Annotated in this window: 23 protein-coding genes and 1 pseudogene; 7 read left to right on the top strand and 17 right to left on the bottom strand. The window is 62.6% G+C overall.

The window, feature by feature from the left end; genetic code table 11:
• Nucleotides 1-114: 114 nt before the first annotated feature.
• Nucleotides 115-443 (bottom strand): annotated as a pseudogene (locus CR152_RS07180) (YnfA family protein).
• 11 nt (nucleotides 444-454) lie between these two features.
• Nucleotides 455-676: a DUF4291 family protein gene (locus CR152_RS34040; RefSeq protein WP_267876256.1), complete on the bottom strand. Its 222-nt coding sequence runs from the start codon at nucleotides 674-676 to the stop codon at nucleotides 455-457.
• A gap of 185 nt (nucleotides 677-861) precedes the next feature.
• Here CR152_RS34040 and yidD point away from each other — a divergent pair, with 185 nt between their 5' ends.
• A complete protein-coding gene (gene yidD, locus CR152_RS07170; RefSeq protein WP_208640086.1) occupies nucleotides 862-1,311 on the top strand; it encodes a membrane protein insertion efficiency factor YidD in 450 nt (149 codons plus the stop codon).
• 10 nt (nucleotides 1,312-1,321) lie between these two features.
• Here the strand turns inward: yidD and ruvB are convergent, their stop codons facing one another.
• The 10 genes from ruvB to tyrS form a co-directional block, all read right to left on the bottom strand.
• Nucleotides 1,322-2,386 (bottom strand): Holliday junction branch migration DNA helicase RuvB, encoded by a 1,065-nt coding sequence (gene ruvB / locus CR152_RS07165; protein WP_099874295.1) that lies wholly within the window; start codon nucleotides 2,384-2,386, stop codon nucleotides 1,322-1,324.
• A 27-nt stretch (nucleotides 2,387-2,413) separates the two neighbouring features.
• A complete protein-coding gene (ruvA, locus tag CR152_RS07160) occupies nucleotides 2,414-2,992 on the bottom strand; it encodes a Holliday junction branch migration protein RuvA (RefSeq protein WP_099874294.1) in 579 nt (192 codons plus the stop codon).
• Between the two features lie 21 nt (nucleotides 2,993-3,013).
• Complete coding sequence (ruvC, locus tag CR152_RS07155; RefSeq protein ID WP_099874293.1) at nucleotides 3,014-3,550, bottom strand: crossover junction endodeoxyribonuclease RuvC; 537 nt, start codon at nucleotides 3,548-3,550, stop codon at nucleotides 3,014-3,016.
• Nucleotides 3,551-3,610: 60 nt separating this feature from the next.
• Nucleotides 3,611-5,182 carry a bifunctional phosphoribosylaminoimidazolecarboxamide formyltransferase/IMP cyclohydrolase gene (gene purH, locus CR152_RS07150; RefSeq protein ID WP_099874292.1) on the bottom strand — a complete coding sequence of 524 codons (1,572 nt, stop codon included), beginning with the start codon at nucleotides 5,180-5,182 and terminating at the stop codon, nucleotides 3,611-3,613.
• Between the two features lie 109 nt (nucleotides 5,183-5,291).
• On the bottom strand, nucleotides 5,292-5,525 hold the full coding sequence (locus CR152_RS07145) for a helix-turn-helix domain-containing protein (protein WP_054266301.1): 234 nt from the start codon (nucleotides 5,523-5,525) through the stop codon (nucleotides 5,292-5,294).
• A 92-nt stretch (nucleotides 5,526-5,617) separates the two neighbouring features.
• Nucleotides 5,618-6,643 (bottom strand): tRNA dihydrouridine synthase DusB, encoded by a 1,026-nt coding sequence (gene dusB / locus CR152_RS07140; protein WP_099874291.1) that lies wholly within the window; start codon nucleotides 6,641-6,643, stop codon nucleotides 5,618-5,620.
• Between the two features lie 128 nt (nucleotides 6,644-6,771).
• On the bottom strand, nucleotides 6,772-7,419 hold the full coding sequence (locus CR152_RS07135; RefSeq protein WP_099874290.1) for a histidine phosphatase family protein: 648 nt from the start codon (nucleotides 7,417-7,419) through the stop codon (nucleotides 6,772-6,774).
• 45 nt (nucleotides 7,420-7,464) lie between these two features.
• Nucleotides 7,465-8,130 (bottom strand): YbhB/YbcL family Raf kinase inhibitor-like protein, encoded by a 666-nt coding sequence (locus CR152_RS07130; RefSeq protein WP_099874289.1) that lies wholly within the window; start codon nucleotides 8,128-8,130, stop codon nucleotides 7,465-7,467.
• Nucleotides 8,131-8,178: 48 nt separating this feature from the next.
• The gene (gene dtd, locus CR152_RS07125) at nucleotides 8,179-8,625 is read right to left on the bottom strand and encodes a D-aminoacyl-tRNA deacylase (RefSeq protein WP_099874288.1); all 447 of its coding nucleotides are present in this window, start codon (nucleotides 8,623-8,625) and stop codon (nucleotides 8,179-8,181) included.
• Nucleotides 8,622-9,887 carry a tyrosine--tRNA ligase gene (gene tyrS, locus CR152_RS07120; RefSeq protein ID WP_099874287.1) on the bottom strand — a complete coding sequence of 422 codons (1,266 nt, stop codon included), beginning with the start codon at nucleotides 9,885-9,887 and terminating at the stop codon, nucleotides 8,622-8,624. Before tyrS ends, dtd begins: the two co-directional genes overlap by 4 nt.
• Before the next feature lie 171 nt (nucleotides 9,888-10,058).
• On the opposite strand from tyrS, the gene CR152_RS07115 reads away from it, so the two are divergent.
• Nucleotides 10,059-11,423: a M23 family metallopeptidase gene (locus CR152_RS07115; protein WP_099874286.1), complete on the top strand. Its 1,365-nt coding sequence runs from the start codon at nucleotides 10,059-10,061 to the stop codon at nucleotides 11,421-11,423.
• Nucleotides 11,424-11,511: 88 nt separating this feature from the next.
• Entirely contained in the window at nucleotides 11,512-12,612 is a 1,101-nt protein-coding gene (locus tag CR152_RS07110) for an anhydro-N-acetylmuramic acid kinase (protein ID WP_099874285.1), read from the top strand.
• Between the two features lie 39 nt (nucleotides 12,613-12,651).
• Here CR152_RS07110 and erpA read toward each other — a convergent pair whose 3' ends face one another.
• From erpA to rplM, 5 genes are all read right to left on the bottom strand, one after another.
• Nucleotides 12,652-13,014: an iron-sulfur cluster insertion protein ErpA gene (gene erpA / locus CR152_RS07105; protein WP_054266294.1), complete on the bottom strand. Its 363-nt coding sequence runs from the start codon at nucleotides 13,012-13,014 to the stop codon at nucleotides 12,652-12,654.
• A gap of 161 nt (nucleotides 13,015-13,175) precedes the next feature.
• On the bottom strand, nucleotides 13,176-14,315 hold the full coding sequence (locus CR152_RS07100; protein ID WP_099874284.1) for a PEP-CTERM sorting domain-containing protein: 1,140 nt from the start codon (nucleotides 14,313-14,315) through the stop codon (nucleotides 13,176-13,178).
• Nucleotides 14,316-14,433: 118 nt separating this feature from the next.
• Complete coding sequence (argC, locus tag CR152_RS07095) at nucleotides 14,434-15,471, bottom strand: N-acetyl-gamma-glutamyl-phosphate reductase (protein ID WP_099874283.1); 1,038 nt, start codon at nucleotides 15,469-15,471, stop codon at nucleotides 14,434-14,436.
• A 411-nt stretch (nucleotides 15,472-15,882) separates the two neighbouring features.
• On the bottom strand, nucleotides 15,883-16,275 hold the full coding sequence (gene rpsI / locus CR152_RS07090) for a 30S ribosomal protein S9 (protein ID WP_054266290.1): 393 nt from the start codon (nucleotides 16,273-16,275) through the stop codon (nucleotides 15,883-15,885).
• Between the two features lie 9 nt (nucleotides 16,276-16,284).
• Nucleotides 16,285-16,719 (bottom strand): 50S ribosomal protein L13, encoded by a 435-nt coding sequence (rplM, locus tag CR152_RS07085; protein WP_054266289.1) that lies wholly within the window; start codon nucleotides 16,717-16,719, stop codon nucleotides 16,285-16,287.
• A 328-nt stretch (nucleotides 16,720-17,047) separates the two neighbouring features.
• Here rplM and CR152_RS07080 point away from each other — a divergent pair, with 328 nt between their 5' ends.
• From CR152_RS07080 to CR152_RS07065, 4 genes are all read left to right on the top strand, one after another.
• Entirely contained in the window at nucleotides 17,048-18,496 is a 1,449-nt protein-coding gene (locus CR152_RS07080; RefSeq protein ID WP_229413303.1) for an alpha/beta fold hydrolase, read from the top strand.
• Nucleotides 18,497-18,512: 16 nt separating this feature from the next.
• A complete protein-coding gene (locus CR152_RS07075) occupies nucleotides 18,513-19,244 on the top strand; it encodes an ABC transporter ATP-binding protein (RefSeq protein ID WP_099874281.1) in 732 nt (243 codons plus the stop codon).
• Entirely contained in the window at nucleotides 19,241-20,425 is a 1,185-nt protein-coding gene (locus CR152_RS07070) for an ABC transporter permease (protein WP_099874280.1), read from the top strand. The genes CR152_RS07075 and CR152_RS07070 overlap by 4 nt, the downstream gene beginning before the upstream one ends.
• A 63-nt stretch (nucleotides 20,426-20,488) precedes the next feature.
• Complete coding sequence (locus tag CR152_RS07065; protein ID WP_099874279.1) at nucleotides 20,489-20,911, top strand: OsmC family protein; 423 nt, start codon at nucleotides 20,489-20,491, stop codon at nucleotides 20,909-20,911.
• Nucleotides 20,912-20,930: the final 19 nt, after the last annotated feature.

Raw genomic sequence — 20,930 nt, 5'->3', positions numbered from 1 at the left:
CCTTAGCGGGCGGTTATTTTTCCTCGCCGTTCTCGGGTCGCGTCTTCCCGCGCTCCGCATGGCGGCGCAGGCTAGTGGCTGTGATCGTGCTGTTCTCCCCACGAGGAGCCCCTATCATTGCGATTGCTGCAAGGCGATCACCGCCATCCCCCCCAGCGCCAGCGCGGCGCCAGCGTAATCAAAACGACTCAGCGCCACTCCATCGACAATTTGCAGCCACAACAGTGCAACGCAATAAACGCCGCGCCGTAGGCCGCATAGGTTCGGCCGGCCGCTGCGGGATGGAGAGTCAGCAGCCACGCGAACAGCGACAGGGAAAGTGGCACTGGCACCAGCAGGAAGGCGCTCGTGTCCTGTTTAATTACCAGCCAAGACAAGTAGCAGTCGACAATTTCCGCCAGCGAAGTGATGAAGAAGAAGCTAGCCAATTTCACGGTATCCAAGTGGAGCCCTGTTAAGTTTGGTTGCGTGCAGAGGCTGAGCCCAGTGCGCGACGGACCACACGCTCCACGGGCAGCCTGGCACGCGCGTCATCGACCTGTCCCGCTTGCACTAGCGCATGAATCTCGTGCGCCAGCGGCGAAACGAAGGTGCCCGCAGACAATGCCCCATCGGCGATCGAATCGGAATACGCCTGGTAGACGCGGATGGTGGCGTCGTCATACGTGGCGCGAATTTGACGCAGCGGAATATCTGACGTGATCGGTGCCGGTTGTTGCTTGCAGATGTCTCTCCTAGTTTACGGTAGCAAAACCTCGTAAATAGCTGCTTGTTCTGGAAGAGTCAAGCAACCATACTCGTGCGAAATGTTCTTTTTGGCAATCAAATAGGCGCCGTTGCAAGAGACGGTGATACCGCACCATGATGAAAACACTCGCGCTATCGGCAATCGGGTTCTACCAGCGCCACCTGTCGCCGTACAAGGGTTTCCGCTGCGCCTATTGCGCCTACACGGGCAATGCCAGCTGCTCGCATCTTGGCGCACGCGCCATCCGCCGCTTCGGTTTGTGGGATGGCTTGGCGATCCTGAACGGGCGCCTGCGAAAATGCGGGATCGCCTACCGCCGCTACCAGCCCACGGTGGAGCAGCCCGCCATGGCACGCCTCCTGGCCAGGCCGAATCAGGCAGGCGAGTGCGACCTGCCGTGCGATTGCGATCCGTCGCCGTTGACCGCCGGAAAGGCGTGCGATTGTCTCACCGGCTGCGGCGACGGCGTCCACTGCTGCGACGGGTGGAACAAGCGACGCCAGCGCAACCGCGAAGATTCCACCCATATCCCGCCCAGAAGAGACGGCCGCCGACGCACGTAACCCGCCTGGTTCAGCCCCCCAGGTTATCCCACAGGTCGCCCGTCGGGCTGGTGCGCGGCGCGGCAAGGCCGAAGTGCTGGTACGCCAGCGGCGTGGCGATGCGTCCGCGCGGGGTGCGCTGCAAATAGCCCTGCTGGATCAGATAGGGTTCGAGCACATCTTCAATCGTATCGCTTTCCTCACCGATGGCCGCCGCCAGATTGCCGATGCCGACCGGCCCGCCGCCGAACTTGAACAGCACCGCTTCGAGCAGCTTGCGGTCCATGACGTCGAAGCCGACCGAGTCGACGTCGAGCATCACCAGCGCAGCATCGGCCATGGCCTTGGTAATTTCACCGGTACCCTTCACCTCCGCATAATCGCGCACGCGCCGCAGCAGGCGGTTGGCGATACGTGGCGTGCCGCGCGCGCGCAGGGCGATTTCGCGCGCGCCTTCTTCGACGATGGGCGCGTTCAGCAGCGACGCGCTGCGCGTCACAATCCGCGTCAGTTCCGCCGTGTTATAGAACTCCAGCCGCGCCACGATGCCGAACCGGTCGCGCAGCGGATTGGTCAGCATGCCGGCGCGCGTGGTCGCGCCCACCAAGGTGAACGGTTGCAGGTCCAGCTTGACCGAGCGCGCCGCCGGCCCTTCGCCGATCATGATGTCGATCTGGTAGTCTTCCAGCGCCGGATACAGAATCTCTTCCACCACCGGCGACAGGCGGTGAATCTCGTCGATGAACAGCACATCGTTCGCTTCGAGATTGGTCAGGATGGCGGCCAGATCGCCCGGGCGCTCCAGCACCGGCCCGGAAGTCTGGCGCAGGTTCACGCCCATCTCACGCGCGATGATGTGCGCCAAGGTGGTCTTGCCCAGCCCCGGCGGCCCGAACAGCAAGGTGTGGTCGAGCGCTTCGCGCCGCTTGCGCGCGGCCGAAATGAAAATCTCGAGCTGGCCGCGGATCTTCTCCTGGCCGACGTATTCGTCGAGCTGCTTGGGCCGCAGCGCGCGTTCGATCGCCTCTTCGTTGGGCGACGCGGGCGTGGGCGCGATGATGCGCTGCTCGCTGAAGTCGTCGGTCTGGATACTCATGGATGAACTTTCGTGTAAATGTTAGCGTCAGCCCTTGGACAGCGCCTTGAGCGCGAACTTGATGCCGTCCGAGACGGTGCTGCCGGCCGGCATATTCCTCAGCGCGGCCGTGGCCTCCTTGTCAGAATACCCCAACGCCAGCAGCGCGTTCAGGATGTCCGATTGCGCATCATGCTGCACCACGCCGCCCACCGAGCCGAGGTCGGCGCCGAGCTTGCCCTTCAGTTCCAGCAGCAGCCGCTCGGCCGTCTTCTTGCCGATGCCGGGCACCTTCACCAGGCGCCCCGCTTCCTGCAAGGTCACGGCCTGCGCCAGGTCGTTCACCGTCATGCCCGACAGGATCGACAGCGCCGTGCGCGCACCCACGCCGGTGATCTTGATCAACTGGCGGAACACCGCGCGCTCTGCCGCGTTGCCGAAGCCAAACAGCAAATGCGCATCTTCACGGATCGCCTGGTGCGTGAACAGGGTGACTTGCGCGCCGAGTGCCGGCAAATCGTAATAGGTACTCATCGGCACATCGACTTCATAGCCGACACCGTGGCAATCGATAAGCAACTGCGGCGGATTTTTTTCGAGCAGCGTTCCGGAAATACGTCCGATCATGGGGTAGACCTTAAAACAAGGTTAAACGAGACGGCCGCGCTTCATGCGCAGGCCGGAAAGCGAGGGCGCCAGCGCGCCGATCAGCGCCAGCGCGTCGACACTGTTGGCGTGGCAGATGGCCACGCCGAGCGCATCGGCGGCATCGGTCCCGGGCAGGCCGGGCAGCACCAGCAGGCGCGCCACCATTTCCTGCACCTGTTCCTTGGCCGCCTTGCCGTGGCCGGTGACGGCCTGCTTGACTTGCAGCGCCGTGTACTCGGCCACCGACAGGTCCGCACCCACGAGCGCCGTGATGGCGGCGCCGCGCGCTTGCCCGAGCAGCAAGGTCGATTGGGGATTGACGTTGACGAAGACTTTTTCCACCGCCGCGCAATCGGGCTGGTAGGTGCGGACGATCTCGGCGATCCCGTGCAGGATCACCTTGAGACGGCCGGGGAGCTCGCCTTCGGACACCGTCTTGATGGTGCCGGAAGCGATGTAGCGCAGTTTGTTGCCCTGCTTTTCGATAAGCCCGAAGCCTGTGGTGCGCAGGCCAGGGTCAATGCCAAGAATAATCATGGACGAATGGTATACCGCCGGAGAAACTTCGGTATACCAAACTTGCGCAAGCCGTCGAAATTAATGACGGAAATGGCGCGCGCCGGTGTACAGCATCACCACGCCGCGCTCGTCGGCGGCATCGATCACTTCCTGGTCGCGCATCGAACCGCCCGGCTGGATTACGCAGGTCGCGCCCGCATCGACCACCACGTCGAGGCCGTCGCGGAACGGGAAGAAGGCATCCGACGCCACGGCCGAACCGGCCAGGGTCAGGCCGGCGTTTTGGGCCTTGATCGAGGCGATGCGGGCCGAGTCGATACGGCTCATCTGGCCGGCGCCCACGCCCAGGGTCATGCCGTTGGCGCAGAAGACGATGGCGTTCGACTTAACGAACTTGGCCACGCGCCAGGCGAACATCATGTCCTGCAACTGCTGCTGGGTCGGCTGCTTCTTGGTAACCACGCGCAGTTCTTCCAGGCCGACATTCTTTGCATCCGGCGACTGCACCAGCAGGCCGCCGCCGACGCGCTTGACGTCGAACGGATTGTTGGCCGCGCCCAGCGGAATTTCCAGCAGACGCACGTTCTGCTTGGCCGCCATGATGGCGCGTGCTTCGGCGGAGAACGATGGCGCGATCAAGACTTCCACGAACAGCTTGGCGATGGCTTCGGCGGTCTTGCCGTCCAGCTCGGTGTTAAGCGCGATGATGCCGCCGAACGCCGACGTCGGGTCGGTCTGCAGCGCGCGGCTGTAGGCGTCGAGCGCATCGGTGCCGATTGCCACGCCGCACGGATTGGCGTGCTTGACGATCACGCAGCCGGCCGGCTGGCCCAGGCCACCCAGCGACTTGACGCATTCCCACGCCGCATCGGCGTCGGCGATATTGTTGTACGACAGTTCCTTGCCCTGCAATTGCTTGTAGGCGGACAGCGAACCGGCAGCCGGCGCCAGATCGCGGTAAAACGCGGCCGACTGGTGCGGGTTTTCGCCGTAGCGCATGTCCTGCACTTTTTCGAACGTCATGTTCAGCGTTTGCGGATACGCCGCGCGCGTGGCGTGGGCCTTGTCTTCGCCCAGGCTGGTCAGGTAATTGGTGATGGCGCCGTCGTATTGCGCGGTGTGAGCGAACACTTTTTTAGCCAGGCGGAACTTGGTGTCGTAAGGCACTTCACCGGCCGTCACTTCCGCCAGCACTTGCGCGTAGTCGGTCGGATCGCAGATGACGATCACATCCTTGTGGTTCTTGGCAGCCGAACGCAGCATGGTCGGGCCGCCGATATCGATGTTTTCGATCGCGTCTTCCAGCGAGCAATCGTCCTTGGCCACGGTCGCCTGGAACGGATACAGGTTGACCACCACCATGTCGATGGTCGGAATGTCGTGCTCGCTCAGCTTGGCGACGTGCTCCGGAAAATCGCGGCGTGCCAGGATGCCGCCGTGCACTTTCGGGTGCAGGGTCTTGACCCGGCCATCGAGCATTTCAGGAAAGCCCGTGTAGTCCGCCACTTCGGTGACGGCCACGCCGTTATCGGCCAGCAGCTTGGCGGTGCCGCCGGTGGACAGGATGCCGACGCCGAGCGCGGACAACGCGCGTGCAAAGTCGAGCACGCCGGTCTTGTCGGAAACGGAAATGAGGGCTTGTTTGATCATGGTGAGTGGCCTGGTTGTGGAGTATTCGGTGTTTGCACTGGCGCACCCCTCGGGCGCGATGGGCTCGCGCTCGATAGCACGGCCACTCAGTGTGTGCTAATAAGACTAGTTACAGCAGTCCGTGTTCCTGCAATTTCTTCCGCAAGGTATTGCGGTTGATGCCCAGCATCTGGGCCGCATGGGACTGGTTGCCTTCCGCTCGCGTCATGACGACCTCGAGGATCGGTTTTTCGACGGTCAGGACCACCATATCGTAGATGTTCGATGCCTGCTGCTCGCCAAGGTCGTTGAAATACTCTTCAAGACTCTTCTGGACAACTTCCTGGATACTTTCTTTGCTCATATTATGTTGGTGCTTTTCTGCGGATTAAATGTTTCGCCGCGGCTCTGCAGGCAGCGGTCGTTCCAGTATGTCGTATTGCTAGCTGTGCCGTGTCAGGCTGCCAATGCCACTTGAGCAAGGCCCGCGGGCCGGTATTGTAACCGTTCGCCATGAACATGTTGCGTTTCAAAAAAGGCATCGACGGCGCGCAACTGCGCATCGGTCGATTCCAGCAGGTTCATTTGCTGGCGGAATTCTTCTCCGCCGATCAGGTCGCGCACATACCAGCCGATGTGCTTGCGCGCCGTGCGCACGCCCAAAAACTCGCCGTAAAACGCGTAGTGGGCCTGCAAATGTTCGTTCATCAGCGCGCGTACTTCCTCCACCACCGGCGCGGGCAGATGCAGGCCGGTGCGCAGGTAATGGTCGACTTCGCGGCAAATCCACGGCCGGCCCTGGGCCGCGCGCCCGATCATGACCGCATCGGCCCCGGTGACGGCCAGCACGTGTTTCGCCTTTTCGGGGGTGGTGATGTCGCCGTTGGCCACCACGGGAATGGCCACCGAGGCCTTGACCGCGGCAATGGTCTCGTACTCGGCGTCGCCGCTGTAGCCGTCGGCCCGGGTGCGCCCGTGCAGGGTCAGCATCTGGATGCCGGCCTGTTCGGCGATGCGGGCGATGCGCAGGGCATTCTTGTTTTCGCGGTTCCAGCCGGTGCGAAATTTCAATGTTACCGGCACGTCCACCGCCCGCACCACGGCGTAGAGGATCTGTTCCACCAGGTCTTCGTGCTGCAGCAAGGCCGAACCGCACCAGCTGTTGCACACCTTCTTGACCGGGCAACCCATATTGATATCGATGATCTGGGCGCCACGGTCCACGTTGAACTTGGCGCAGTCGGCCAGATCTTGCGGGTCGGCACCGGCGATCTGGACCGCTTTCGGCTCCATTTCGCCTTCGTGATCGGTGCGGCGCGAACTCTTTTCGGTGGCCCACAGCCGCGGGTTCGAGGCGGCCATTTCGGAGACGGCATAGCCGGCGCCCAGCTGCTTGCACAGTTGTCGGAAAGGACGATCCGTCACCCCCGCCATGGGAGCAACGAAAACATTATTGCGCAGCAAGTAAGGACCAATTTGCACGGGCGGGACGCTCAGAGTTTGCGGGAACCCTCTATTTTACCTGAAGTGCTGCTCAATTAATAAGCACTATTTTTCATTTGACAGCACCGCACGGCCACAAAAACGGGATCGTGTGCGCTTGACAAGCCTCAATTGAGTTCATCCAGCACGCGTGGCTGCAGGTGTCCGACCTCGCCCCAGCTGACCAGGCTCAGCTTGCCGTCAAGCAGGTGGAAGCGGTTGATGCTGGCGTTGAGCACCGGAAAGTCGCGCGGAGTTTCCAGCGACAGGCCGAGGGCGGCGCGGTAGGCGCATTCGAGCACGCCGCCGTGGGCCACCAAGGCCAGTGTCTGGCCGGGATGGGCCCGGCCCCATTGAATAATGGCGGCAACGGCGCGCTGGTAAAACTGGCGGAACGTTTCGGCCACCCGTGCGCCGGACGGCATCGGTGCATCGATCTCGCGCGCCTGCCAGGCGGCAAATTCGACCGGGAAGCGCTGTTCGATCTCGGCGTACAGCAAGCCCTCAAAGCCGCCGAAGCAGCGTTCGCGCAGCAAAGGGTCGCGCTGGACAGGCATGCTGCGCGTCCGGGCCACGGCGTCGGCGGTCTGGGCGGCACGCTGCAGATCGCTGGAGACGATCAGGTCGATGTGCTCGCCTTCCAATGCCTCGGCCAGCGCGCTGGCCTGGCGCAGGCCCTCGTCGTTGAGGGCGATGTCGATATGGCCCTGGAGGCGGCGTTCGGCGTTCCAGGCGGTTTCGCCGTGGCGGATGAGGATGATCGTGGTCGGGGACATGGGGAAGCCGGGCACATCGTGCCCGGACTGAAAAAGTTGCGTTCTTTAAGGAACCAGGGTGGCCGCGAGGTCGGGATTGAGCGAATACACGCCGTACATCTGCGCCTCGTCGAGGATGTGCCCGCGAATGGCCAGGCGCGCCTCCGGGCCGGTGAAGCGGCCTTCGAGCGCCAGGCGCGGCACGTCGAGCGCGTAGACGCAGAATAAATAGGTGTGCACGCGCAGGTCGTTCCACGGCGGACAAGGGCCATCGTAGCCGTAATACTCGCCGGCCATGTCCGGATCGCTCGCAAACCAGCTCGTGTAATCGTTTACACCCTGGCGCAATTGATGCTCGGTGCCGTTTTTGATGGTGAACGGCACCAGCGGGCCGGGTTTGCCGTGCGGCGTGACCAGTTCCGAGAACTTGCCTTCGGCAATCGAGCGCATGGCGACCGGGATATCGACCAGGGTCCAGTGATAGAAATCGGCGCGCGGCAACTCTTCCGGCACGAACAGGCCTTCCTTGTTGACATTGGTGCCGACGGTGGGCGCGTCGATATCGTAGCAAAACAGAATCAGCGACTGCGTGCCGGAAGGCACATCATCCCAGGCGAAGTGCGGGTTGCGGTTGGTCGACAGGCGCGCGTGCTTGACCGGGTCGATCGCCGCAAAGGCGCACTCGGCGGGAATCAGGCCGCCGTCGGTAAAGGAATCACTCCAGAGTCTCATCGCAACCTCCTGTACTGATTATATTGACCACAAACGGCCCGCTTGGTTTCATTTTGGGTGCACTTGCAGCCAGAAAGTGACCGGACCGTCGTTGGTCAGCGACACTTTCATGTCGGCGCAAAACTGACCGGTCTCGACCGTAGCGTGGCGCGCGCGGGCCTGGCGCACCACATGGTCGAACAGGCGCAAGCCATCCTGCGGGCTGGCGGCGGGCGTGAACGATGGCCGCGTGCCCGATTTGGTGTCGGCTGCCAAGGTGAACTGAGGCACCAGCAACAGGCCGCCATGTATGTCGGCCAGGCTGCGGTTCATCTTGCCGGCCTCGTCGCCGAATACCCGGTAGCCCAGCAATTTGGTCAACAGGGCGTCGGCTTCCTTCTCGCTGTCGCCCTTTTCGGCGCACAGCAGCACCAGCAGGCCAGCATCGATGGCGCCGATGGTGGCGCCATCGACGACCACGCTGGCGTGGCTGACACGTTGCAACAGGGCAATCATGCCGTGAAGGTCACGCGCGCGAACTTGCGGCGGCCGACCTGCAGCACAAAGCTGCCAGCCTCGATCTTGAGCGCCTTGTCGCTGACGACGGCGCTGTCGATGCGCACGCCGCCCTGCTCGACCATGCGCATCGCTTCCGACGTCGACGCGCACAAACCGGTTTTCTTGAGCAGATGGGCAATACCCATCGGCGCGCCGTCCACGGTCATTTCGGGCGCATCATCCGGAATGCCGCCGGCGGACCGGTTCACGAAATCGGCCAGCGCATCGTCCGCCGCCTGGGCCGAATGGAAACGCGTCACGATTTCTTGCCCAAGAGCTACTTTTGCATCGCGCGGAGTGCGCCCGCCATCGATCTCGGCCTTGAGCGCGGCGATATCGGCGATTGAGCGGAACGACAGCAACTCGAAATAACGCCACATCATCACGTCGGAAATGCTCATCAGCTTGGCGAACATCGTGTTGGCGGGTTCCGTTATGCCAATATAATTGTTCTTGGACTTGGACATCTTGTCCACGCCATCGAGCCCTTCGAGCAGCGGCATGGTCAGGATGCACTGCTGTTCCTGGCCATAATCCTTCTGCAGCTCGCGTCCGACCAGCAAGTTGAACTTCTGATCGGTGCCGCCCAGCTCAAGATCGGCCTTCAAAGCGACAGAATCGTACCCCTGCATCAAAGGATAAAGGAACTCGTGGATCGATATTGGTGTCCCACTCTTGAAGCGTTTGGTGAAGTCGTCGCGTTCCATCATGCGCGCCACCGTGTAGCGCGAGGACAACTGGATCATGCCGCGCGCGCCGAGCGGGTCGCACCACTCGGAGTTGTAGCGAATTTCCGTGCGCGACGGGTCCAGCACCAGCGACGCCTGCTTGAAGTAGGTCATCGCATTGACTTCAATCTGCTCCTTGGTCAGCGGCGGGCGCGTGACGTTACGGCCAGACGGATCGCCGATCATGGAAGTGAAGTCGCCGATCAGGAAGATCACCTGGTGGCCCAGGTCTTGCAACTGGCGCATCTTGTTCAGCACCACGGTGTGGCCCAGGTGCAGGTCGGGCGCGGTGGGGTCGAGGCCGAGCTTGATGCGCAGCGGCGTGCCGCTTTTTTCGGAGCGGGCCAGCTTTTGCGCGAACTCGCTCTCGATCAGCAGCTCGTCGACGCCGCGTTTGGTGATGGCCAGCGCTTCCAGCACGGTGTCCGTCAGCGGCAATGGGGGAGTACCTTGCGCAGGGGCGGCAGGCTTGGAGGTGGCAGGAGTGGTCATAGGTATGTGTAATAAATCTGTAGCAAAGTGTCGAAATTGTTGGGTGGATTCAAAAGTTTGATATACTGCTCGATCCGATTAATCTTGCCCAATGAAAACTAAACAAAACAATAACAAGAAATAGTTAAGTGCTCAACGCGAATGTTCAAGCGGCAAATTTTAACTGATTGCATGGACCCTACAAACAAATTCACAGGCAAACGCTTGACCGGCTTGCTAGGAACAACGCGAAAAGCGCGCATCATCAGCGCCGGCGCGATCTTCCTGACAGTGTGCGCATTTGGTGCCGCGGGCGTAGCGCCCCTGGCTCCGGATGCGTCGGACCTGCCGGTCAAATCGATCGCACAAAATCTCGAGCTGCCGAACCTGGCGGATCAGATCACTGCGCTGCAAAAGGACGACCAGCAATTCATTCACGAAGAGAAGGTACGTCCGGGCGATACGCTCGCCGCCCTGCTCACGCGTCTGGGCGTGGACGATGCCGCTGCCGTCGACTTCATCAAGTCCGACAAGGTCGCCAAAGCCGTCATGCAGCTCAAGACCGGCAAGCGGGTCCAGGCACAGACGGGCGAAAACGGCGAACTGCAATGGCTGCGCGCCACCGTCGTCGACGGCCGCGACAACCCGGTCAAACTGATTTCGATCACCCGCGAGGGCGGCAAGTTCACTGCCGAGGAAACGCCAGCCTTGCTGGAACGCCGGGTTGAAATGCGCGCCCGCGAAATCACCAACTCCCTCTACTCGGCGACCGACGCCACCACCGACGGCGGCAAACTGCCCGACGCCATCGTCGCCCAGATCATCGAAATGTTTTCCACCAGTATCGACTTCCGTTCCGACCTGAAACGCGGCGACCGCTTCAACGTGGTCTACGAAACGTTCTGGCAAGATGGCGAAATGGTGCGCGCCGGCCGTATCCTGGCAGGCGAATTCGTCAACCGCGGCGTGACCTACCAGTCCGTCTGGTACGAAGATCCGGTCAGCAAGCAGGGCGGCTACTACACCTTCGACGGCAAGGCACTGAAAAAAGCCTTCCTCAAGTCGCCGCTGGAATTCTCGCGGATTTCGTCGGGCTTCTCGCTGCGCTCGCATCCGATTTCCGGCGCCTGGAAAGCGCACAAGGGCGTCGACTTCGCCGCCGCGCTGGGTACGCCCATCCGCGCTTCCGGCGACGGCGTGATCGACTTCGCCGGCGTGCAAGGCGGCTACGGCAACTTCGTCACCATCAAGCACTGGGCCAACTACACCACCGCGTATGCGCACATGAGCCGTTTCGCTCCAGGCATCCGCAAGGGCAGCAAGGTCAGCCAGGGTGATGTGATCGGCTACGTCGGCTCGACCGGCTGGTCGACCGGCGCTCACCTGCACTACGAGTTCCGCGTCAACAACGATGCAGTCGATCCGATGTCGATCAAGGTGCTGGCACAGGCCCCGATGACGCCGGCCGAGCGGGCCCGCTTCCAGATCGCCGCGGCCGACATGTCGCACCGCTTCGCCCTGCTGCGTCCGACGACCGGCTCGAACATGGCGCGCTAAAAGGTCAGCGCACCGACACGGGCAGGAACCGGATCATCGACCCGGCTCCTGCCCTTTTTTTTCGCCCGCTGTTTTGATTGGAACAGACATGACCACACCTTCGACGCTGTACATCGGCTTGATGTCCGGCACCAGCATGGATGGGGTCGACGGCGTGCTGGCCGACTTTGCCGGCGGCGCCATCCGCACCCTGCAAGCGGCCTTCGTCCCCTTCCCCGACGCGTTGCGCGCCGACCTGATGGCCCTGCAAAGCAGCGGCGACAACGAAATCGCGCGCGAAGCGCTGGCCGCCGCCCACCTGACCGGCTGCTACGCCGAGTGCGTGGCAGCCCTGCTGCCGGGGGCGCCCGGCCCCGTGCAAGCGCTGGCCGCGCATGGGCAGACGGTACGCCACCGGCCCGAGCTCGGCTACACGCGCCAGCTCAACCACCCTGCCCTCCTGGCCGAACTGACCGGCATCGACGTCATCGCCGACTTCCGCGCGCGCGACGTGGCTGCCGGCGGCCAGGGCGCGCCGCTGGTGCCGGCCTTCCACCAGGCGTGCTTCGGCCAGGCCGGCCAGACCCGCGTGGTGATCAATATCGGCGGCATCGCCAACATCAGCGTGCTGCATGCCGACGGCAAGGTGAGCGGCTTCGATACCGGTCCCGGCAATGTGCTGATGGATCACTGGATCGGCATGCACCAGGGCAAGGCGTATGACGCCGACGGCGCCTGGGCCGCCGGCGGTCGAGTCGATCCGACCCTGCTCGGCATCTTGCTCGACGAACCCTATTTCCGCCTGGCCGCACCAAAAAGCACGGGGCGCGACCTGTTCCATGCCGACTGGCTGGCGCAGCGGCTGGCGCAGGCGCCGAGCATGCCGGCGGCGGACGTACAGGCGACCCTGACCACGCTGACCGCCCTGAGCATCGCGCGCGCGATTCATCAGCAGGCCAGTGAGGTGGAGGCGGTGTATGTGTGCGGCGGCGGGGCGTACAACGGCACGCTGTTGCGCGAACTGGCGCAAGCGCTGGGTGGCAAGACAAGAGTGGAATCAACCGACGCCCTGGGCGTGGCCCCGAATCACGTCGAAGCGCTGGCGTTCGCGTGGCTGGGCTACCGCTTCACAAGGCGCGAAGCGGGCAATTTGCCGTCGGTGACGGGGGCAAAGGGACCCAGGATTCTGGGCGCCCTCTATCCTGCTTAGGCTGGCAGGCCGCCTTGGAGCGGCCTGGGCCGGACTGGCTTATACCGAGAACGACGAACCGCAACCGCAGGTCGAGGTAGCGGTTGGATTCTTGATGACGAACTGGGCACCTTCGAGATCATCTTTATAATCGATTTCCGCGCCGACCAGGTATTGGTAGCTCATCGAATCGATCAGCAGTTGCACGCCATTCTTGACCATGGTGGTGTCATCTTCGTTGACGATTTCGTCGAAGGTGAAGCCGTACTGGAAGCCCGAGCAGCCGCCGCCCTGCACGAAGACGCGCAGTTTGAGGTCGGGATTGCCCTCTTCCTCGATCAGCTGTGCAACCTTTTGCGCGGCGCTATCGGTAAACACGATCGGTGCCGGCATCACTTCTGGCATTTCAGCAACTGCATTCATTTGGAACTCCTACTGGGAACGGATATGCGTCATTATAGACTGTTGGGACGAGTCACGCTCACAGACCACTGGCGGCGACCGTCAAATGAGACACCCCGGCGCGTGCCGGGGCTGTGCTGTCCTACTGTACCTACAATGCGGCCATCCGGCGCGAATTCAAGCTATTGCTTTGCGTTCGCTACGGTGCGGGAGCGGCGGCGCGCGCAAAAACCGAGCAAACCTAGTCCGGCCAGCAACATTGCAAAGGTTTCCGGCTCCGGAACGGGGCTCAGCAGCACCGTGCCGCAGACATCGAGCTTGCACGCATCGGCCAGGATCAGGCCATTATCATTGATGCTGTAAGTGGTTTTGATAATCCAGTTGTCCAGCGGGTCGACGGCCTTGTCGAGCTGCAGCAGCTGGCCGTTCTGATAGATGAAGCCACGCTCCTGGCCGTTCGCGTCGGCGCCGTAGCCGATGATCTGGCCCAGCTCATTGATATCGACGGCATTCGAACTGCGTTGCGCACCCCAGCCCAGATCGGTCATCGCGCCATTCGCATACACAAAGGCCGACTTCACATAGCCGTTATTGTCGCGTGCGGACTGTCCGATGATCAGGCCGGCATCATTGATGCCGCTTGCCAGACTGCTGCCGCCACTGAATCCGCCCAGGTCGGTCATGCGGCCGTTCTGGTAGATGAAGGCGCGATCCTGGCGGTTGGCGTTTTCAGCGGTGCCCACGATGGTCCCGGCGGCATTGATGCCCGAGGCGCTGCTGTGGATGCCTCCCAGCGTGCCCAGGTCCTTCATTTTATTGTCGCTGTACACATAAGCATGGCTGGCGAAGCGCGGATAATGCGGATCGCCTCCCGGCAGGCGCAGATTGGTGCTTGAACTGCCCACCACCGTGCCGGCATTGTTGACGCCATGGGTGAACGTGTCCCCGCCGTAGCTATCAGGGCCGAACGAACCGAGGTCCGTGGTAACGCCGTTGACCGTCAGGTAGCCACGGGCGTTGACGATGTCGCCAATGGTGGTCCAGTATTCGTAGCTGGCCATATGGCCGGCATTGCTGATGGCCGTGATCCCACCGGTGGGAAACGGACTCGTGCTGACATGCACCACCGTGGTGCTGCCGCCGGCATGAAATGCCGTACGCCAGTTTGAAGAACCGTACAGGGTGCCGGCGTTGTCGATCAGGCGCCATTGATCGTACTGGCCGGTATTGAGCGTCGTGACTGTGTAGGAGGGGGCGGCAAGCGCGGGCGCGGCGAAGATGCCGAGCATGAGGGCGGACAACAGGGAGCGGACGAAGCGCATGAGAGTCTTTCGATGGTGGGTAAATACCACCCATCATAAAGACTACTTGGCTAAATTGAAAGTTTAACTGAAATTTAATATTGCGGGAAGCGGCTGCACTTCCCGCCATTGTCATGCCTTACGGCAGCAGCGCGACCTGTTGCAAGCCCAGGGTTTCATGCAGGCCGAACATCAGGTTCATGCACTGGATCGCCTGGCCGGAGGCGCCCTTGACCAGATTATCCTGGACCACCAGGATCACCAGGGTATTGCCGTTGTTCGGACGATGCAGCGCCAGGCGCAGCATGTTCGAGCCGCGGGTCGAACGGGTTTCCGGATGCGAGCCGAACGGCATGACGTCGACGAAAGCCGCGTCCTTGTAGGTGCTCTCGAACAGCTCCTGCAGCTCCTCGTTGCTGATATCGGTGGTCAAGCGTGCGTACAGGGTCGAATGCATCCCGCGGATCATCGGCACCAGGTGCGGCGTGAAGATCAGGTTGACCGGCAGGCCGGTAAAACGCTGCAGCTGGGCCACGGTTTCCGGCGTATGGCGATGGCCGGACACGCCGTAAGCCTTGAAATTATCGCTCGACTCGGAGAACAGGGTGCCGATTTCCGCCTTGCGGCCGGCGCCCGACACGCCCGACTTCGCATCCGCGATCAGGGCGCTGGCATCGATCAGGTTCGCCTTGAGCAGCGGCACGAAACCCAGCTGCATGGTGGTCGGATAGCAACCCGGATTGGCGATCAGGCGCGCGTTCTTGACCGCTTCGCGGTTCAGTTCCGGCAAGCCGTAGACGGCCTCTTCCAGCAGGTCCGGGCAAGTGTGTGGAATCTTGTACCACTGCTCGAAGGTTGCCTGGTCTTTCAGGCGGAAATCGGCGGCCAGGTCGATGACCTTGACGCCGGCGGCCAGCAGTGCCGGAGCCTGGGCCATGGCCACGCCGTGCGGGGTGGCGAAAAAGACCACGTCGCACTTGGTCAGATCGACCTTGTCCGGGGCCGAAAACGCCAGGTTCACCTTGCCGCGCAGCGAAGGAAACATATCAGCGACGGGCAAGCCATCTTCCTTACGCGACGTAATCGCGGTCAGCTCCACATCAGGGTGGACCGACAGCAGTCGCAGCAATTCCACGCCCGTGTAACCCGTACCGCCGACGATGCTAACTTTGATCATATGTATTCCTTGAGAGTAAATGGTGGGCCTTGCCCGAAAGATGGTGATTCTAACAGCGCAAGCAAAACGCTGCGCAGCGCTACCGAACCCCAAAACTTGCACAACCGGGGTCAGAGCTCTTGCACAACCGGGGTCAGAGCTCTGACTAGCAACATTATTGACAATCCGGGCTGGTACATCAGCGGGCGCTGCCCCACAACGGCGGCTTTAGGCACATTTGTCGGGATATGCGCGATATTCAGCCATCATCAGCGAGGCCGCTCACCAGTTCAGTACGAGTCGGCAATTAATTGCAAGTCAGAGCTCTGACCCCGGTTGTCAGAAGTTAGGAAACAAAAACAAAAAAGCCGCCTGACTTCGCAGTCGGCGGCTTTTTTGAAGCTGCGCACCGGAGTGCGCGCTGGAGGCGAATTAACGCTTCGAGAATTGCTTTGCGCGACGTGCTTTGCGCAGACCAACTTTTTTACGCTCGACTTCACGTGCATCGCGGGTAACGAAACCGGCACGTGCCAGGTCGCCCTTCAACGATGCGTCGTAGTCGATCAGTGCACGGGTGATGCCGTGACGAACCGCGCCAGCCTGGCCGGACTCGCCACCACCGTGAACGTTGACCTTGATGTCGAAACGCTCGACATTGCCGGTCAGTTCCAGCGGTTGACGGATGACCATCAGGCCCGTTTCGCGCGAGAAGTAGTCAGCGGCTGGTTTGCCGTTAACGATGATTTGGCCAGTGCCAACTTTGATGAAGACGCGAGCGACTGCACTCTTGCGACGGCCGGTGCCGTAATTGTAGTTACCGATCATGTCAGCTCCTTACTTGAACAGCACGAGTGCTGTAGGTTGCTGGGCAGCGTGCGGGTGGGAACCTTCCGCGTACACTTTGAGCTTCTTGATCATGGCGTAGCCAAGCGGGCCCTTAGGCAGCATGCCCTTGACCGCTTTTTCAAGCGCGCGACCAGGAAAACGCTCTTGCATTTTCTTGAAGTTGGTTTCGTAGATACCACCTGGGTAGCCCGAGTGACGGTAGTACGTCTTCTCGGTTGCCTTGGTACCGGTCACGCGCAGTTTGCCTGCATTGATCACGACGATGAAATCGCCCGTGTCGACGTGAGGAGTGAATTCGGGTTTGTGTTTGCCGCGCAACCGGAGTGCCACTTCGCTGGCAACACGTCCGAGGATCAGATCCGTCGCGTCAACCACGAACCAATCGCGCTGGACTTCATGTCCCTTAGCGGAAAAAGTTTTCATGTTGACTTCCTAAATATAAAACTTATTAAATCGCTCAAATGGTGGTTCCGCATGTACTGCCCGCGGACTCTGCCTTATTGTCTTTTCCTGAGCAAACGGAAAGCCGGCTACTATAACGCGCTCCCCATGGACGAGTCAAGCCCTTCTCCGGCTGTTGCGGCAGTAGCGAAATGACATCGGCGCCATCCCTAGATAAATCGCAAACGCCAGCGCCATGGCCCACCCTAGACTGCACCACAGCGCCTGTTTCATTAACCGAAAAAAACTTTCTTGACCCCGGAAAGAATGTCAATCTACTATGCCTGAGCACTTATCGTCGGGAGACCTCGTGAAATTGAAACATTGCCTTGCCGCCTCACTGCTCTCCTTGCTGTCGGCCCTGGCACCGTCCTGCCTGGCCAGCGCGCCCGGCGCAGCCCTGAACGGGCGCACCTGCCATCTGCCCGGTTCCGAAGAAGGCTTGCGCTGCCGCACACTGGCCGTTCCCCTCGATTACCGCCAGCCCACCGGCCCGACCCTGACGCTGCACATCACCGTCGCGCCGGCCTTCCGCGAATCGGGACGCCCCGATCCCCTGTTCGTGCTGGCGGGCGGCCCCGGCCAGGCCGGCAGCGACGTGCTGCCGGCACTCAATGCCATGTTCCGGCGCACCCGCGCCACCCGCGACATCGTATTCATCGACCAGCGCGGCACCGGCCTGTCCGGCAAGCTCGACTGCGATGACGACGCCCTGCCGGAAAATCTCAGCGACGAGGAACAGATCGCCGCCGTGCGCGCCTGCCTGGCCGCCATCCGCCAGCCGCTGTCGGCCTATACCACCGAACAAGCCGCGCGCGACATCGAACAGGTGCGCCTGGCGCTCGGTTACCAGCAAATCAATGTGTGGGGGGCGTCGTACGGCACCCGCCTCGGCCAGGCCTACGCGCGCGCGTTTCCGCATGCGGTACGCAGCCTGGTGCTGGACGGCGTGGCCGCGCCCGACCAGATCATCCCGGCCGGCGGACGCGACGGCCAGGCGGCGCTGGACGCCCTGTTCCGCCAGTGCGCGGCCGACAACGGCTGCAACAAGGCCTACCCCGCGCTGCGCGCCGAATTCAACGGCCTGCTGGCCAAGGTCAGCGCCGCTCCCGTGCCGCTGAACCTGTCCAATCCGCGCACCGCCGAGCCCCTGCAGATGAACATGACCAAGGAGCGCTTCCTGAACACCGTGCACAACGTGCTGTACTCGGCGCTGGACGGACGGCGCCTGCCGTTCCTGATCCACAGCGCCCACCTGGGGCGCTGGGCGCCTTTCGTGGCGCGCCGCAACGTCGCCTCCGACCTGGCCGGCGAAGGCGGCACCGCGCTGGTGCTGCACATGGCCGTGATCTGCGCCGAGGATTATCCGCGCATGACGCCGCAATTGCTGGCCGACGACGCCCACAATTCCTTCCTCGGGGGCGGACGGGTCGGGCAGTTGATCGAGCTGTGCAAGTCGATCAAGGTCCCGGCAGTCGCCTGGCGCGCGCCGAGCCCGATCCTGGCGCCGGCCCTGCTGCTGTCGGGCGCGCTGGACCCGGTGACGCCGCCGCGCCGCGCCGAGGCCGCCGCGCGCCACATTCCCAAGGCCCAGCACCTGGTGGTGGCCAATGCCGGCCACGGCATTTCCGCGCTGGGCTGCGCGCCGCGCCTGCTGCGCGAGTTTCTCGACGCACCGCAAAAACCGGTCATGGCCCACTGCCTGAATGACATTCCGGCCGCCAACTTCCAGATCGGCAGCGCCGGTCCGCACCCTTGAATAGCCCGAGGCCACGATGATTGTTGTAGACGACGTACGCAAACAGTTCGGCTCGCTGCAAGCGCTGGGAGGCGTCAGCTTCACGGCCGCCGACGGCCAGATCACGGCCCTGCTCGGTCCAAACGGGGCCGGCAAGACCACCCTGCTGCGCCTGCTGGTGGGCTTGCTCAAGCGCGACCAGGGCAGCATCAGCATCGGCGGCATCGATCCAGCCATCGATCCGATGACGGTGCGCAAGGATATCGGCTTCCTGACCGACCAGTTCGGCCTGTACGAGCGCCTGAGCACGCGCGAATACCTGGCTTATTTCGGCGAACTGAACGGCATGAGCACACCCCTGGTGCAGCGCCGCATCGATGAGGTGGCCGACCTGCTGGCCATGCAGGACATCCTGGAACGGCGCGCCAAGGGGTTTTCGCAGGGCCAGCGCATCAAGGTGGCGCTGGCGCGCACCCTGCTGCACAAGCCGCGCCACCTGCTGCTCGACGAACCGAGCCGCGGGCTGGACGTGATGAGCACGCGCGCCCTGCGCACCGCCCTCACCGCCCTGCGCCAGGACGGCTGCTGCGTGATCATGGCCACCCACGTGATGCAGGAAGTAACGCACTTGTGCGACGACGTGATCGTCATCGCCAAGGGCCATACCGTGGCCCAGGGCTCGCCCGAGGAGCTGTGCCGCCGCACCGGCATCGCCAACCTCGAGGACGCCTTCGTCAGCCTGGTGGGCGAAGAAGGAATCGCAGCATGAAGCCGGCATTCCTGGTCGTTTTTCTCAAGGAATTCAAGGAAACGCTGCGCGACCGGCGCGCGCTGGTCCTGCTGTCCCTGTTCACCCTGATGTACCCGCTCATGCTCGGCTACATGCTCAACCAGCAGATCGGACGCGCCACCCGCTCCGAGCGCGAAGGCATGCAACTGGCGGTCGTCAACGCCGCCCAGGCCCCCAACCTGATGGCCCAGCTCAAGCAAAAAAATATCACCGTCGTGCCGATGGGCGAGATGAAGGAAGACGCCATCGCCGAGCTGCTGCGCGCACGTAAAGTGGTGGCCCTGCTGCGGCTCGACCCCGCCTTCGGCGAACACTACCAGGCCATGCGGCCGGCCGGCATCGAGCTCTGGTTCGACTCGGCCAGCGACAACGGCCAGCGCCAGCGCGACATCGAAGAAGTGCTACACAGCTACAGCTCGAACATCAGCAGCGCCCGCCTGCTGGCGCACGGCGTCTCGCCGGCCACCATGGCGCCGGTGCGCCTGCAGCGCTTCGACACCGGCAGCACTGCGGCACGCTCGGCCGGGCTGATCGGCGCCATTCTCGGCTTCCTGTTTTTCCCGGCGTTTATTTGCGGCTTGTCGGCGGCGGTCGACAGCACCGCCGGCGAACGCGAGCGTCGCTCGCTCGAAGTGCTGATGGCCCAGCCGGCCAGTCCGTGGTCGCTGATCACCGGCAAATGGCTGGCGGCCGGCTCGCTGGCCGTGATCGGCATCACCCTGGAACTGGCGCTGGCGCATGCCGTGCTGTCCTGGCTGCCGCTGGAAGAAATCGGCATGAGCTGGCGCGTCACCTCGGCCCAGCTGGCCCTGGTGTGCGTGGCGACCATTCCGCTGTCGCTGTTCGCGGCCGGCCTGCACATCGCGCTGGCGATGAATGCGAAATCGTTCAAGGAAGCCCAGAGCATGCTCAGCCTCGTGATCCTGTTGCCGATGTTGCCGGGGGTGGCGGTGTCGGTGCTGGACCTGAAGACGGCGACCTGGATGTATGTGGTGCCGATGCTGTCCAACCAGACCCTGCTGCGCGAGCTGGCCAAGGGCCAGGATCTGGGCGCGCTGCCGTTCGTGCTGACCTTCCTCAGTTCGATGCTGCCGGCCCTGGGGGCGGTGGCGTTTGCCAGCTGGCGCATGAAGAGCGAGCGCTACGTGCTGTCGGTGTAGGCGCTCTCAGCACGGGCGCGCGGGCTCCATTACAATAGGCCGACACAATGATCGGAGAATGCAATGGAAGTCACAGTCAGCTGGAACGGTCCCTCGGGCATGAGTTTTCGGGCGCAGACAGGGTCGGGCCACATGGTCAGCATGGATGGCGCGCCCGAAGGCGGCGGCCACAACCTGGCGCCACGGCCGATGGAAATGGTGCTGCTCGGTACCGGCGGATGCACCGCGTATGACGTGGTGCTCATTCTCAAGCGTGGCCGCGAGGATGTGCGCGGCTGCGACGTGAGTTTGAAAGCCGAGCGCGCGGAGACCGATCCCAAGGTATTTACCAAGATCCACTTTCACTTCACGGTGACGGGGAAAAATCTGAAGCCTGGTGCGGTCGAGCGCGCGGTGAGCCTGTCGCACGACAAATATTGCTCAGCGTCGATCATGCTGGCCAAGATGGCCGAGATCACGCATTCGTTTGAGATTATTGAAGGGTAAGCCGTTAGCCGTCTATCCG

This window comes from Massilia violaceinigra (assembly GCF_002752675.1).
Taxonomy (GTDB): Bacteria; Pseudomonadota; Gammaproteobacteria; order Burkholderiales; family Burkholderiaceae_D; genus Telluria_A; species Telluria_A violaceinigra.
This window is presented reverse-complemented; position numbering and strand designations above follow the sequence as displayed.